The 15,614-nt window shown below is 36.3% G+C and carries 15 protein-coding genes; 8 read left to right on the top strand and 7 right to left on the bottom strand.

Annotated elements, in window-relative coordinates:
* Positions 1-54 precede the first annotated feature (54 nt).
* The 5 genes from AC1Q6O_RS05145 (at position 55) to AC1Q6O_RS05125 (ending at position 4,986) form a co-directional block, all read left to right on the top strand.
* Positions 55-519, top strand: coding sequence for a PTS sugar transporter subunit IIA (locus AC1Q6O_RS05145; protein WP_008174362.1), 465 nt, complete (start codon positions 55-57; stop codon positions 517-519).
* Positions 516-779 carry a PTS sugar transporter subunit IIB gene (locus AC1Q6O_RS05140; RefSeq protein WP_008174366.1) on the top strand — a complete coding sequence of 88 codons (264 nt, stop codon included), beginning with the start codon at positions 516-518 and terminating at the stop codon, positions 777-779. The genes AC1Q6O_RS05145 and AC1Q6O_RS05140 overlap by 4 nt, the downstream gene beginning before the upstream one ends.
* A 33-nt stretch (positions 780-812) precedes the next feature.
* Positions 813-2,081: a PTS ascorbate transporter subunit IIC gene (gene ulaA, locus AC1Q6O_RS05135; protein ID WP_107921761.1), complete on the top strand. Its 1,269-nt coding sequence runs from the start codon at positions 813-815 to the stop codon at positions 2,079-2,081.
* A 260-nt stretch (positions 2,082-2,341) separates the two neighbouring features.
* The gene (locus tag AC1Q6O_RS05130) at positions 2,342-3,328 is read left to right on the top strand and encodes a BMP family lipoprotein (protein ID WP_043989745.1); all 987 of its coding nucleotides are present in this window, start codon (positions 2,342-2,344) and stop codon (positions 3,326-3,328) included.
* Entirely contained in the window at positions 3,325-4,986 is a 1,662-nt protein-coding gene (locus AC1Q6O_RS05125) for a methyl-accepting chemotaxis protein (protein ID WP_043989746.1), read from the top strand. Before AC1Q6O_RS05130 ends, AC1Q6O_RS05125 begins: the two co-directional genes overlap by 4 nt.
* Before the next feature lie 57 nt (positions 4,987-5,043).
* Here AC1Q6O_RS05125 and AC1Q6O_RS05120 read toward each other — a convergent pair whose 3' ends face one another.
* Positions 5,044-5,802, bottom strand: coding sequence for an SDR family NAD(P)-dependent oxidoreductase (locus AC1Q6O_RS05120; protein WP_089985507.1), 759 nt, complete (start codon positions 5,800-5,802; stop codon positions 5,044-5,046).
* A gap of 165 nt (positions 5,803-5,967) precedes the next feature.
* On the opposite strand from AC1Q6O_RS05120, the gene AC1Q6O_RS05115 reads away from it, so the two are divergent.
* From AC1Q6O_RS05115 to AC1Q6O_RS05105, 3 genes are all read left to right on the top strand, one after another.
* On the top strand, positions 5,968-7,155 hold the full coding sequence (locus tag AC1Q6O_RS05115; RefSeq protein ID WP_239354340.1) for an AraC family transcriptional regulator: 1,188 nt from the start codon (positions 5,968-5,970) through the stop codon (positions 7,153-7,155).
* A 180-nt stretch (positions 7,156-7,335) separates the two neighbouring features.
* Complete coding sequence (locus AC1Q6O_RS05110; protein WP_420866468.1) at positions 7,336-8,283, top strand: permease; 948 nt, start codon at positions 7,336-7,338, stop codon at positions 8,281-8,283.
* Positions 8,284-8,294: 11 nt separating this feature from the next.
* A complete protein-coding gene (locus AC1Q6O_RS05105) occupies positions 8,295-9,221 on the top strand; it encodes a TIGR03943 family putative permease subunit (protein ID WP_089985503.1) in 927 nt (308 codons plus the stop codon).
* 38 nt (positions 9,222-9,259) lie between these two features.
* On the opposite strand, the gene AC1Q6O_RS05100 is transcribed toward AC1Q6O_RS05105, so the two are convergent.
* The 6 genes from AC1Q6O_RS05100 to vanR all read right to left on the bottom strand — a co-directional run bounded on the left by AC1Q6O_RS05100 (position 9,260) and on the right by vanR (position 15,584).
* On the bottom strand, positions 9,260-10,543 hold the full coding sequence (locus AC1Q6O_RS05100; RefSeq protein ID WP_171365227.1) for an NtaA/DmoA family FMN-dependent monooxygenase: 1,284 nt from the start codon (positions 10,541-10,543) through the stop codon (positions 9,260-9,262).
* A 326-nt stretch (positions 10,544-10,869) separates the two neighbouring features.
* Positions 10,870-12,000: a CamS family sex pheromone protein gene (locus tag AC1Q6O_RS05095; protein WP_171365228.1), complete on the bottom strand. Its 1,131-nt coding sequence runs from the start codon at positions 11,998-12,000 to the stop codon at positions 10,870-10,872.
* 234 nt (positions 12,001-12,234) lie between these two features.
* Positions 12,235-12,630 carry a VOC family protein gene (locus AC1Q6O_RS05090; protein ID WP_090001255.1) on the bottom strand — a complete coding sequence of 132 codons (396 nt, stop codon included), beginning with the start codon at positions 12,628-12,630 and terminating at the stop codon, positions 12,235-12,237.
* Positions 12,631-12,774: 144 nt separating this feature from the next.
* Positions 12,775-13,689 carry a D-alanyl-D-alanine carboxypeptidase family protein gene (locus AC1Q6O_RS05085; protein ID WP_089985498.1) on the bottom strand — a complete coding sequence of 305 codons (915 nt, stop codon included), beginning with the start codon at positions 13,687-13,689 and terminating at the stop codon, positions 12,775-12,777.
* Between the two features lie 91 nt (positions 13,690-13,780).
* The gene (locus AC1Q6O_RS05080; protein WP_170844076.1) at positions 13,781-14,875 is read right to left on the bottom strand and encodes a sensor histidine kinase; all 1,095 of its coding nucleotides are present in this window, start codon (positions 14,873-14,875) and stop codon (positions 13,781-13,783) included.
* 22 nt (positions 14,876-14,897) lie between these two features.
* Entirely contained in the window at positions 14,898-15,584 is a 687-nt protein-coding gene (gene vanR / locus AC1Q6O_RS05075; RefSeq protein ID WP_089985493.1) for a VanR-ABDEGLN family response regulator transcription factor, read from the bottom strand.
* Positions 15,585-15,614 lie beyond the last annotated feature (30 nt).

The raw sequence follows: 15,614 nt of genomic DNA, 5'->3' as shown, positions 1-15,614 counted from the left end.
TCCACAGATCGCCGTAATAAAATGCAATGGGGATATATTTATTAGAAAGGAGGAATGTATTTGCTAACCAAATTGCTGACAAAGGATTGTATCCAAGTTGCAAACTTTGTTCAGTCCTGGCAAGAAGCCATTCGTTTAGCTGCCAAACCATTAATACGTCAAAATAAAATTGAACAACGCTATATCGTGGCAATGATTCAATCCATTGAGCAATATGGTCCTTATGTCGTCATTACGCCGAAAGTTGCAATTCCACATGCACGGCCTACAGACGGTGTTCATGCCTTAGCAGTAAGTTTGCTACGTTTACAGCAGCCTGTTTTTTTCAGCCCTAATCAGCCTGTCTTTTTAATTATTGTTTTAGCTGCAATCGACAATACATCACATCTACAGGCATTGGCTGATCTAACCTTAGTGCTACAACATCCGGATCAGGTTGATAGCCTTATTGCTTGTCAGCATGAAGAAGACATACGAGAGAAGATCAAACAATATACGACAAAGGAGTCAGCAGGATGAAAATATTAGTCGTGTGCGGTAGCGGATTAGGAAGTAGCTTTATTTTAGAATTAAATGTAAAGAAGGCATTAGAGGCTATGGGCAAAGAGGCAGAGGTGACCCATACGGATTTAGCATCCGCAAAGGCGGAGAAAGCTGATATTTATTTAGGTGCGGCCGATATTGTGAATGAATTAGCGAAAGACAACGCAATCATTGTGAGTATCGTCAATATGATGAATATATCGGAAATTAAGGAAAAGCTGGAACCTTGGCTTTAAGCAAAAAAAATTTGGATAGGATGAGGTGTTGGTATGTTAGATGTTATCATGCATGACATTTTAGGAACACCAGCTATATTAGTCGGCCTATTCGCATTTATTGGTTTATTCATTCAAAAGAAATCAAGCTCCACTATTCTTTCTGGTACTTTAAAAACGATTATGGGCTTTGTGATCCTAGGGGCAGGAGCAACTGTCCTAATAGGCTCGTTAGATCATTTTAGTAAAATGTTCGATCATGCTTTTCACGTACAGGGAGTTATTCCTAACAACGAGGCCATCGTAGCAGCTGCTCAAACTAATTTTGGAACAGCCACTGCACTCATTATGGTATTTGGGATGATTATGAACTTATTACTTGCGCGATTTACGCCATTAAAATATATCTTTTTAACTGGGCATCATACATTATTCATGGCTTGTTTAATCGCTGCCTCTTTATCTGTTGGCGGAATGAGTGGGACACCTCTTATCATTGTCGGTTCTATTATACTCGGACTTTGTATGGTAGTGTTCCCTGCTATTTTGCAACCAACTGTCCGCCAAATAACAGGCAGTGATGATTTTGCTGTCGGTCACTTTGGTAGTGTTGGTTACTATGTATCTGCTAAAATTGGAAAGCTCGTTGGTAATAAAGCAAAATCAACAGAAGATATACAGGTACCTAAGTCCCTTGGCTTTTTACGTGATACATCTGTCGCTATCTCTTTAACGATGAGTGTATTCTTTGTCATTGTAGCGCTATTTGCGGGACCTTCCTATATAGAGGCTCAACTATCTGGTGGATCTAACTTCATTATTTTCGCCATTATGCAAGCGATTACATTTGCTGCTGGGGTATATATCATTTTAGCTGGTGTACGGATGTTAATTGCTGAAATTGTTCCAGCCTTTAAAGGCATTGCTGATAAACTTGTGCCCAATACTAAGCCCGCACTCGATTGCCCAACTATTTTCCCATTTGCCCCGAATGCTGTGATCATTGGTTTCCTATTTAGCTTTTTAGCTGGACTTGTTTCAATGTTTATACTGCCTTTCATCGGACTGAAAGTAATTGTTCCAGGGCTAGTTCCCCACTTCTTTACTGGTGCTGCAGCAGGTGTGTTTGGCAATGCTACAGGAGGCAGAATCGGTGCTATGTCAGGTGCCTTTGCTAACGGTTTATTAATTAGCTTTATTCCCGCGATACTTCTAATATTTATGGGAGATATCGGTTATGAAGGTACGACCTTTGGTGATTCAGACTTTGGTGTTATCGGCATTATTATTATTAATTTATTAAAATTATTTGGAGCTGTTTAAATCTAGATAAAAGCCCTACGCAAATTGCGTTGGGCTTTTTTGTTATTGTACATCCGTGGAAAAGTGGGAAACTTTAATAAATATATTACTTGATTAGTCATCTAGCTTTATATTATTAACTTATTATGTATATAAATTTGGATATATATTCTTATAGATCGTACAGAAATTTATTTTATTCGACGTCTGACATCCGACTAAAAATATTAAATTTTTGCCGATATATACTTTATAACTAGAAACAACAGGAGGTACATATTTTGAAGAAATTAATGGTGGCTTGTCTTTTGATTGCTCTATTAATAGCAGGCTGTTCATCGGCTCAGACAGAAACATCCACGGAAGGTTATAAGATAGGAGTTTTACTATCGGATGCTGGACTTGGAGATGAATCATTCAACGATTCTGCTTTTAAAGGACTTGAAAAGGCGCGGGATGAACTTGGTATTTTATTTGATTATAAAGAGGCACCAGATGGAAATTATGAGGAAAAGCTACAGGAGCTTGTAGAAGAAAAATATGATATTATCATTGGTCTCGGTTTTTCTGTACAAGAGGCACTAGAAAAGACTGCGAAGCAATTCCCTGAGCAACAATTTGTATTGATTGATGGACAGTCAGATGTGAACAACATTATCTCTATTACCTTTAAGGAGCAAGAAGGAAGTTTCTTAGTTGGTATGGTGGCTGCTATGACAAGCAAAACAGGAAAAATCGGCTTTATTGGTGGGGCAGATGCTCCTGTTATCCATCACTTTGAAAATGGTTTTATAGAAGGAGCTCGCTATGTAAACCCAAATATTGAAATTATGAGTGACTATGCAGGAACCTTTGATGATACACAGGCTGGTGCGGCAATCGCTGATAAATATATCCAAAATCAAGTTGATTTTATTTACCACGCTGCTGGTTTTACAGGCTTTGGGGCGATTAAAAAAGCTGAAGAGATGGGAATTTATGCAGCTGGGGTTGATATCGATCAATTTTATATTGCTGAAAAAACAGTCGTCACTTCTATGTTAAAGAATGTTGACCATGCCGTTTTTCAACTCGCAAAAACATTGGTGGACGAAGGTAAATTAACTGAAAAATCCTTGGCTCTAGGACTAGCCGAGCAAGGTGTAGGACTAGCTGATATCCGTGTGATTACATTAACGTCTGAGCAACAAGCCGCCATTGAAAAAGCCCGTGAAGCAATTGTTTCAGGCTCGATAAAAGTTTCTGCAGAAAAGAGGGATAGTCAGTGACACTACGAAAGAAATTATTTATGAACACATTGATCCCCATCTTGCTGGCAATGGGGATGATTGGTTTTATTATTGTTCAAACATTTTCCATTCAAACAACGGCTCAAGATGATACCGCACTATTACTCTCAGTGAAAGAGCTTGAACAAAGCTTCGTAGTTGCTAGCCAATCATTAAATAACTACACCTATTTAGATAGTGAGGCCAATAAAAACGAAGCACTTGCTATCTTACAAGAAACAAAAGTCAATTTAGATGCATTAGCATCCCTATCGAAAATTCCTGAACATCAGAAATTAATTAGTAAAATTACAGATAAATTTGCAGCTCTTGAAAAAGCTACAAAAGCGGGCCTGCAAGAGGACAATCGTCCAGAAGTTAAAAAGCAATCTCTTCGAATTAAAGGCATTTTAAATGATATGTATTTGCTCAAAAAAGAAACGAATGAATGGTATCAAGAAATGATACAAGTAACAAAGCAAAAAATCGGTTTTATTATTACAACAGCTATCATAGGTAGTGTCCTATTAATCTTAGCAACAATTGTTTATTCCTATGTAGCTGCTAAAAGAATTACGAAACCTATCAACCAAATTGTAGAATGTGCACAGAGCGCGGCTACTGGGGATCTCACGATAGATACCTCCACCCTTTCCTATCAATCAAATAGCCGTTATGAAATTGATCGATTGACTGAAAGTTTTTCACAAATGATGACGAATTTAAAGAGCACCGTGTTGTCCATCGATCAAATAGGCAAGGATGTTAGTTTATTTACACAGGATGTAACAAGCCATATGCAAAATATTAACGAAGGTAGCAATCAAGTAGCAGTATCTACGGACGAATTAGCAAAGGGTAGTTACACGATGTCAGAAGATATTCAATCTGTCGCGATTCTTATGAATAATATGTCGGATCAATTTAAATCCGTTGCTCACACAACAGAGCAATCAGCTATACATGGTAAACAGGCATTGGATGCCGTTCAAAATGGGCAATATACATTGGAAAAACAATCTACTATTGCGAAGGATATTCAAGGTGCCTCACTAGCAATTAAAAATGCTGTTACTCAATTTTCACAATTTACAACAGAAATCGAAGGAGCCGCTAATGCTGTTCATACAATTGCCAGTCAAACAAATTTGCTAGCTTTAAATGCGGCTATTGAAGCAGCTCGTGCTGGCGAAGCAGGAAAAGGATTTGCCGTCGTAGCCGATGAAGTTAAAAAGCTTTCTTCTGAAACGGAACATGCGACAAATTTAATTTCTTCAATGGTTACTCATATTCAAGGTGGTATAGATCACATCCTAGCTACGGCTGAAAGAGGGCATGACCTTTCAAATGAGCAAGCACAATCAATGCTAGAAACGGAACATTCATTTGCAGCCATTACTAATCATATTACTGATATCCATCATGATTTACAGCATCTCACTAAGGAAATGATGCAAACAAATGAAATGAGCCAGCAAGTGAATGGTACGATTGAAAATATTTCTGCGATTACAGAAGAAACAGCCGCAGGTACAGAGGAAATTTCAGCCTCAACACAGGAACAACTAGTATCCTTCCAAAAAATAAATACAAAAATCGTCGATCTTCAAAAAATGACGGATACATTAATGAGTGAGCTTAAAAAATTCACATTATAGCTTGTCAAATAAACATAAAAAAATCCAGTGACTAGTTGTTCACTGGATTTCTTCATTTTATAATGTTAAGCCACCATCAACTACTACGATAGAGCCTGTCATATAGCTTGCTTTGTCTGATGCTAGGAAAACAACCATTTCTGCTAATTCTTCTGGTTTAGCATAACGTCCCATTCTCATATTTGGAATTTCCTCTGGAATATAGCCCCCTGTTTCAAACATAGCAGTTACACTGTTTGTTAGCGCTGTTTCCACTCCACCAGGACAAATCGCATTGATTCGAATACCTTTTTTCACATACTCTAATGAAGCAGATTTTGTTAAACCAATAACTGCATGCTTACTTGCAGAATAAACAGCCATACTATGCTCGCTGCGAACACCAGCCGTTGAAGCTGTGTTTATAATAGAGCCGCTACCTTGTCCTTCCATAACTTTAATCACATGTTTTAAGCCAAGAAAAACTCCTTTTACGTTGATTGACATAATGCGATCATATTCACTATCAGCAATCTCTGTTAATGGGGAAATTTTTTGAATCACTCCTGCATTATTGAAAAACACATCAATACGACCGTATGTTTCAACGGCAGCATTCACATATTTCTTTACATCTTCACTTTTCGAAACATCAGCTTGAACGAAGATTCCCTCTCCGCCTTGTTCTTTCACCAATTTTAATGTTTCTTCTCCCGTTTCCTTGTTGAAATCAACGATCACGACTTTTGCACCGTTGCTAGCAAGCTTTAAACTGCTTGCTCTTCCAATACCGCTTCCAGCACCCGTTACTACGGCAATTTTATTTAAAAGTTCCATCTTCCATTCCTCCCTAGTATGTTGAATACATGGTCTATTTTATTGCTACTTTCCCCTTTTTTATTGTATTATTTTACACAAAATAGTACTTTCCCATTGTCTGTCCATAAAAATTGTAACTGCTTTCATTTTGAAAGCACCATGAAGAACTGAGGTGTGTAACACGTGAAAATATCCACTATCGACCTTCAATACATAAGTCAACTCGTTTATGAAACACATCATCTTCCTGTCTCTTATATTCATGCATCGGGAGAAATAATTTTTGAATATGCATCAGCGGAATGTCTCAATCATCCATCCTATCATTCTATAAAGGAACAATTGAAAATATATCCTTACCATACGTCTTCATCGGACTATCCGATTTTTTTCACAATCGCTAATTTTAATTTCTTCTTTATCAACCTCATCATAAACAAACAGCATTTAGGAGCCATAATTGTCGGTCCCTCTCTTTCACCACAATTGGAGGAAGCCACTTATCATGAGCACGAGCCGATTCCTACTCTTCATTATCAGCAGCGCTTAGCTATTAGTTTATTTGTTTATTATTCCATCTATCAGCGGAAATTAAATAAAACAGCGGTAATTCATTACAACCAAGAGCTAAAGCCTCTTATTCGTCATGAGGGACATACAGCGCTTGAGCTTTCGTATGCCAGAAGAAATGATATTGTTCATACAAATCTTTACTATGAAAAAATATTATTAGACAATGTGAAAAATGGGCGTATGGAGAAATTAACAGAAGTCTTGAACTATTCCATTGTTGAACAAGCGGAACTAGGCGTACTTTCAAAGCGTAATAATTTAAAAAGTGTCCAATATTTGATGATTACAGGGATTGCCCTAATTTGTCGTGCAGCAATTGAAGGTGGGTTAAACGAAGAAACAGCCTTTACACTAAGTGATTTTTACATTCAAAAACTAGAGGATCAAAATAGTATAATCGACATTCTTTCGTTAATGGAGGAAGCTATTTACGACTATACAAGTCGTGTAGCACAAGCCAAAACAAGGAAATATTCGGCTCCCATTACTACTTGTATTCATTATATTGAAAATCAATTATACGGAGATATAACACTCGATCAACTTTCAGCTATTTGCCATTTAAGCCCTAATTATCTTTCCTCCCTATTTAAAAAGGAAGTAGGGATTTCCTTTACTGAATATATTCAGCAGCAAAGGATTGATGAGGCGAAGAAGCTCTTAACATTTACAAACTATCCAATCTTAGATATCGGCTCTTTACTTAATTTCACTGACCAAAGCTATTTTATTAAAGTTTTCAAGAAATTTACGGGTATCACCCCTAAGCAATATAGAACTAAATATAATCATCATTAAAGGAGAGAAAATAATAAGTTGGTGGGAACTAGCTTTTATTTTCTCTTTCTTTTTGAAAGTACTAACAGAAACTTTTATCACATACCTTGTATTAAAACGTAATCATTACACTTTAAAGGTGGGGTATTTGTGGTACATCTTGCTTACTCTAAATATGGATTGAATTTTTGGTTCCTCTTCATTCTATTTATTAGCATTCTATCGCTAATCTTGTTCAACATCTCTGCACTGAACAATCTAAGCTCCTCTTTACTCAGTTTGAACACCATTTTTTTAAGTATTTTAATTGAGGCATTACCATTTGTCTTAATTGGGATACTCATTGCTGGCTTTATTCAAATTTTTATTACAGAGGAACATATCCAAAGGTGGATCCCTCGAAACCCTCTGTTGGCCGTTGTTATGAGCTGTCTTATAGGAGCCTTATTTCCAGCCTGTGAATGTGGAATTGTTCCGATTGTTAAAAGATTGATTGCCAAAGGGGTACCTATACATGCAGCTATGGGATTTATGTTAACTGGCCCGCTCATTAATCCAGTCGTTATTCTTTCTACCTATATGGCATTTGGCAATGATTTAAGAATAGCTAGCCTTCGGATGCTAATTGGCTTTGTCATTGCCATTGTAGTCGCATTACTCATCAGCTTGTTTTTTAAAGGCTCACAATTTAAACGTTCCTTACAGCCCTATTCATTGACAACTACTAATCAACAAACATCCTTCGTCACAAAACTAATGAATATGTTTAAACATGCCATTGATGAATTTTTTGATGTGGGCAAATACTTCATTATTGGGGCGTTTTTAGCTGCCTTTGTGCAAACCTATGTATCTACCAAGGCACTCGTCGAAATTGGAGATGGTGTATCCTCCTCAATTTTGGTCATGATGGGTTTAGCCTTCATTTTATCCCTTTGTTCGGAGGCCGATGCCTTTATTGGCGCATCCTTTAGCGCAGTTTTCTCCACACCATCCATTCTTGCATTTCTTATTTTCGGACCGATGATTGACTTGAAAAATACTATCATGTTGATGAGCGTATTTCGCTTAAAATTTGTCTTCTCGTTAATCGCCTTAGTGGCTACAGTTGTCTACATTAGTATATGGATTCTTTCAGCGTATCTCTAAGGGGGTAAACTATGAAATTTCACGTGCAACAAGCACTAAGAGCCTTAATGCTCCTCGCTTTTTCGGCTATGATAGCCAATCTGCATTGGACCGGAGAACTAACAAAATTCATCAACCCTAAATATGAAGGCCTTAGTCAAACAGCTGCCGCTTTATTTTTTATACTTTTTCTTGTGCAATCAACAACAGTTATATCTTTCTCAAAGACTTCCCATCCATATCATCCAATCGGACAAGCTTGCTGCTCTAATCACGACCATGTTCACGCTCCTTCTACACGAAAAAAATGGCTAGCCTACCTTATTATCATAACCCCCATCATGACAGGCTTCTTCGTGCCAGCTAAAATTTTGGATGCTGCCATCGCTGATAAAAAGGGTGGTGCTTTTATGATCACTCAGCAAAATCAATCATCTAAAATAGAGGATTACCTGACTTCAAATGAAATGATCGATGAAAATATTTACGATGAGCATGATGCTGACCCCCGACTTCTGGAAGAAAAACAGGAGATGACGAAAAAACAATATGAACAATTAAAGCAACGGCTCTCACAACAGCCTATGCTGAAAATGACCGATGAGGACTATACCATTTACTATGAAGAAATCAATCAAAATTTGTCTAATTATTTAGGGAAGAAAATTCAAATAAAGGGCTTTGTTTTAAAAGAGGAAAGCTTTACAGAGCAGCAACTAGTTATTTCAAGATTTCTTATTACCCATTGTGTCGCTGATGCAAGTATCGTAGGCTTTCTAACAGAATTTCCTGAGGCACCTACGCTCACAGAAGATACATGGCTTGAAGTAGTCGGTACCATTGGTCAAACAACATATGGGGGGGCAAGCTTACCTGTCATCCATATTGATAATTGGGTAACAATTGAACTACCCGAATCACCCTATCTTTATCCTATTAATGTTCGGATGAGCTTCTAGCAAAAAAAGGGCAAAACTATTTGTTTGCCCTTTTTTGTTTATTTATTAGATAATTGCGCGTTTAAGCCTAAATGGGAACTTAATGTACTACCTTCATATTCAGCTCGAAATAACCCACGCTCTATTAACAGAGGGATAACTTTGCTAAAGAATAAATCCAAAGATTTCGCAGGACCACCTGGAACAGCAATAAAGCCATCCAATGCCCCCTCCTCATAAAAAGTAACGATTTGATCGACAATATGCTGTGGTGTGCCGATTGCTACAAGATGTGCTGAACCAATTACTTCTGGACGAGCAAGCAGTACTTCAACTGATGGTTCATTTTCCATGATGTAACGACGAACAAGATCAGCATGTGTTCGACTGCGTACTTTTTGATTCTCGGGTGGTAACATATCCACTGTTACAGGATCATGTAGTGCCATATGTCGAATATACAAACCAATGACTGACTCTAAAGCATCGTAACGACGCTCCAGGGTTAAATGTGCGTGTGCATGATGGTACATGTCTAATGCTTCTTCATATGTATCTCCAATAAAGAAATAGAGTCCTGGTAATAAACGTATATCATCTGCTGTACGTCCCACGTTAACAGCTCGTTTCCGTAAATCATTGCGCATTTCAATACCAACTTCCATAGCTGGTGTCGCCGCAAAAATGGCATTGGATACGGTTGCTGCAAATTGTCGCCCCACGTCCGATGCTCCTGCTTGAAATAATGGAATTTCTCCCGCCGGATGCATCGGTATATTTAACGGTCCCTTTATATGGAAAAACTCTCCCTCATGATTGATTGGCTTCATAAGTTCTTTTATTTTCTCTATATTGCCATCTGTTTCTAACATTTCATAAGGATTACTATGCCATAGCTGCTTCACAACCTTAGTACATTCAGCCGCTTTAGCATAACGCTCCTCTGAGGAAGGCATAGCCTCGTTACTAAAATTATAGGCACCATCAATGGAGGTCACGATATTCCATCCTACACGTCCCCCACTAATCCAATTCAAGGATTGTAATTGTCGGGCAATTAAATAGGGTGGTATAAAGGATGTAGAAATGGTAGTGACTAAACCTATTTGCTTCGTTTCTCTTGCCACTGCTGTCAATAAAAAGCTAGGGTCTAACCCAACTGTACCTTTTGTTTTAGCCATTAATTCTGGATGAGCCATTAAGTAATCTGCTTTAAATAAAAAATCTAATTTAGCCGCCTCCGCACGCTTCGCGAATGCAATATGCTCATCAATCAACACATCTTTCTCACCATGTTTATTTTGCACAGCTAAATGCATACCAATAATGAGATGTCTTTTCATGAATTCTCCACTCCCCTTAAATGAAAATGATTATCATTTTCATCATACTCATTCATGTATAAGATTGCAATGCATATTTGCCATAAAAAAGAGGTGCCTCAGTTGAATGAGCACCTAGACGTTATTATTTTAAACACTTACTTTAAAGAGAAATATAGCTATTATCATAATAAAAGATATCACCAAAGGCAGTGGTATCCATGAAAAGTTTGACCTCTTTATTAACAGCTAGCCTATGGGTCATAAGCTTTAATAATGTGGATAGTTCCCCTAATTTCAATTCATGCAAATACTAGTTATAAATAAACATTTACGTTGTCGAGAAGTTAAATAGGCTTTGCAAAAACTTGTTTTTCAATAGGGTCCCAAAGGACAATTCCTACATCTTGTTGCTGATCAATGATCCGAACTGTAATGGGAATATAATCGATTAATATCCTATTTAAATTGGTACTTATGAGCTGTAATAGACCAATCAACTCTGGTTCATTTATAAGTGGAGCGTTCACCTCTATTTGAATATCTGTTAATTTACCTTCTTCATATCGTAGCTTGCCAAATATTTTTGGGTTTAAATGTTTAAATCCTTCCTGAATGTCCTCTTTGAAAAGTAATAATTTAGTATACATATTTTGATCTAAACTATATAACGCTTCCGAGGGGAATATATAAAATTTCTTATCTATTTCAGCCCATTTTATAATGGTAGCTTCCCCCTGAGCAATAAACGTTTCCGCTAAAAATACCCCTGGAATAATATCATTTATATTCGATTCTTGAAATAACGTAAGGTAAATAGGAACATTCGGTATTTTTACATTTCCCCTAATATCTTTAACTATTTTTTCAGCTACTTTTTTACCAAAGTTTTTGACATCATCGACACCATCATCGTTTTGGTCTACTTTCACTTGCCCAGTGTAAATTAAACCTTCATCATCAGTTACTCGTATGTCATAATATTCATTTAACGATATGGCGATCGACATGCCTTCCATTTTACTAGTTTCTTTATTAATAAAATTTTGTTCCAATACATGGGAAAGGATTAAGGGATACCTTTTTTCATCCTCTAAAACATTATCGGTTTTATTTTCGATAGTAGGGTTTAAACCCACATCATCATTTGTTTTTCTACTTAGCCATTGACTAATCGTTTCATCACTTAAATATTGACCTTCCTGCAAATAAAACTTATCAGTCGAAAATTGATGGATGGATAAATCCATTAAACCTCTTTCTATTTCATTCATATTTAATGCATTATTCATATTCTTGATTATGGAGCCTCTAGCAATATTAAATTTAGCAGGATGTTGAATTTCATAAGTTTCCTTTTTTTGAATAGACGATATATACTTTTTCTCATTGTTCGTGTCCCCCTCCATCTCACTATTACAAGCACTTAAAAGTAATAGGGGCGCCACCAAAAATAACATTCGTTTTCTTCTTTTCATCACGATTACTCCTCGATCATTATGATACATTTTAAATACCTTTATTTACCATAACAAATTTCCCAAAATAAAACATCACTAACTTGAAAATTTCACCATTTTTGCCCCTTTTGTTGTTGCGATGTCACCCATCAAAAAAAGACTTATGTCCGTAAAGAAACATAAGTCTTACCAGGTTATTTTAGATGGTTAATTTTGATTAATTGTGGGTTTCAAATGCTACATTATTCATTCTTACTTTGCATTTTTATCTGGCTGATGAATACCAAATATATTGCCTTCCGTATCCTTATAGTATCCTTGCCATGCCATACCTGGTAATGCATACTTTGGCATAGCTACTTGGCCACCGTTTTCTAGAATTTTTGCTTCCGTTATATCATAACTTTCTACGCCCATCGTACAAGCGAATCCATTCATAGCTTGGTTAGGCTCTGGAGGCGGACCTTGACGTTGCATTAAAGCACCATTAATGCCATGCTCATCCTCAACACCTGTTACCGCTCCAAAATACGGCATTCCTGCGTAGTCACTCCAATCTTGAAATGACCAACCAAATACGTTCCCATAGAAATTCTTTGCCCTCTCCATGTCACTTACATGAATTTCAAAATGAACTAATCTCCCCATTGTATCCTCCTTCGATGCAAATATGTTTGAATACATTTACTATAAAGCATTTTTTATAAGATGAAAAATAAAATAATTATTAATTTTCTATCAATTCAATATTACATGATTTCAGATGAATCTCTAAAGCTACATGAAACTAATTTATAATTGACTATACACAGAAAATGCATCTGTTATATTATATTGTTCTGTTCGAGAATTCCCTTCAGCCCCTACTGTTACTAAGATGTATTCTTGTCCATTTATTGTAGCTAAACTTGCTAAACATAAACCCGCATCGTCTGTATAGCCTGTTTTCCCACCTAAAATTTCTCCGCCTGGTAATGCTCTTGTTGTCATATTTTGAAACATTTTATTTGTAAAGGTTATCCCCTCTGGATGACGATTTGTAGGTTTGATAGAATATCTTTCCGCTGTATACACTTGACGAAATTCATCATTTGTTAATGCATATTGCAAAAGTAAAGACATATCTTTGACAGTCGTATAATGCTCTGTATGATGCAATCCAGTAGTATTCATAAAATGAGTATTTTCCATGCCTAACTGTTGGGCCTTTTCATTCATCAAATTTACAAATTTTCTTTCCGAGCCAGCAATATATTCAGCTAAACCGATGGAAGCCTCAGCGCCTGATGGCAGCATAGAACCATATAATAAATCCTCTAGCGTAAGCTTTTCATTTGGGAGAAAGCCAGCAAGTGATGCGTTCGCTTCGTATAAATGATTAAATATATTATTCCCTAAAACAATTTCTTCCTGTAAATTAGGAATCTGCTCGATAGCCACTAAAACCGTCATCATTTTTGTTAATGACGCAGGGTAAATAACTTCCTCGCTATTTTTATCTATCAGAACTTTATTTTCATCCAAATTCACCAAAATAGCATTCGGGCTATATAAATTAACATTCATCATATCGCCACTCTTTGTTGGAATGTCAAACGATTGCGTGTTGACTTGTAAGGATACAGGCGTTTCTTTAGCCCATATAAAATAAACAAACATCATGACGAAAATGAATAGTATAGTTAAAATACCTTTTCTCTTGAACATATAAAAAACAACTCCTTCTCATTATGTCTTTATTCAAACATAAAAAGAGGAGCTTTATTTTAATTAACTATTAGTGAATTCTTAAGGTTTCTTAAGAATTACCCGGAATCATGACAGTAAAGATCGTTTTTTCGTTACTAGAAGTAGCTGTAATTGTTCCGCCATGGGCTTGTACAATTTCATTTGAAATAGCTAAACCTAGTCCAGCACCACCAGTTTGTGTGGACCTTGCATTATCTAAACGATAGAACTTTTCAAATATCATCTTTAGTTTTTCAGGAGGGATCGTCTTTCCTGTATTTGAAAACGAAATAAATGTCTCATTATTTTCTTTTTTAGCAGTAATTTCAATTGTACTATTAGGATCACTATAGGCCATGGCATTTTTTAAAATATTATTAAATACTCTTGCTAATTTATTGCCATCTGCATAAATAGTAATATCTCCATCGATATGGACGATTGCCTTTTGACCTCTAGGTGTTAACAATGGGTAAAATTCATCGGCGACTTGCATCAACATATAGTTTAGAGGAATTGAATCTTTTTCTAAAATAATGGATTGTAAATTAAATCGAGTGATTTCAAAAAACTCATTGATTAAGTGCTCAAGCCTATAAGATTTTTCTAGCGTAATCGTTACATATTTTTCTTTTTGCTCCACAGGCATGTCCTTAGCCTCGTCTAAAAGGCTTAAGTAGCCAATAATCGAAGTCAAAGGGGTTTTAATATCATGTGCCAAATAAACAACAAGGTCATTCTTCCGTTGCTCTGCTTCTTGCGCATCTCTTGCCCGTTTTTCTAATTTATTTTTTACATCATTTAATTTTTTCTCCAAAAAATCTAGCTCAGGAGGTAGGTGGATTTCCTGTTCTGACTCGTCAGAAAGCATGGAGATACTTGAACTAATTTGATGAAAATAACGAGTAAAACGAGATAAGGCCATATAAAAAATAACGAGCAGTAATAAAATAAATCCTATCGTTAGCAAAAGGGGTTTATTTTGTTGGAATAATACAAAATAAGCTTGTCGGGCTGCATAATAATCTAATTGTAAAATATTTTCACAGAAGGACATAAAAGCATTAGCGAAAGGCGCTTGCAAAACACCATCGATGAGGGCGAAGTTGATAATCAAACCGAATATAATGGCCACAGCAAGAATAAAAATAATTTGTAAAACCATTTTCCTCTTCAGTCTTCCAAACTCATTTTTCAATTGTATACCCCACTCCCCAAACCGTTTTAATAAATTTAGGGTTCTCTACAGAATCTTTCATTTTCTCGCGCAAATGCCGAATATGAACCATAACTGTATTATTGCTATTGAAATATTTTTCTCCCCATATTTCCTGAAACAACTCTTCTGAGCTAATAACCTTTCCTCTATTCGAGCTTAAATACCATAATATAGAAAACTCTGTAGGTGTAAGGGATAATTGTCTTTCATTTAACAAGACTTGTCTCGTATTCTTGTTCATCATTAAACCTGCAAAATCAATCGTATCCTCATGTGGCTTCGAGCTTTGGTTGTATAACGTAAATCTTCGTAACTGTGCCTTAACGCGAGCGACCAACTCTAATGGTCGAAAAGGCTTTGTAATATAATCATCTGCTCCTAAAGAAAAGCCATTTATTTTATCAATTTCCTCTTCCTTAGCGGTCAGCATTATGACAGGGAAATTATAGGTTTCACGTATTTTTTGTAAAACGGTAAAGCCATCAATATGTGGCATCATAATATCTAAAATAGCTAAATCTAAACCTTCACGCTCCATACAAGCCAATGCTTCCTGAGCTGTATAATATTTAAATACATTATAATTTTCATTTTTTAAATAAAGCTCTATTAAATCTGCAATTTCTTTTTCATCGTCAACTACTAAAATATTCAAACAAACTGCTCCTCCTTCTATCCTCGAATT

The sequence above is a fragment of the Lysinibacillus sp. GW823-FHT06C08 genome (assembly GCF_058795135.1).
The sequence above is the reverse complement of the archived record's forward strand: the minus strand, read 5'-3'. Positions and strand labels throughout refer to the sequence as shown.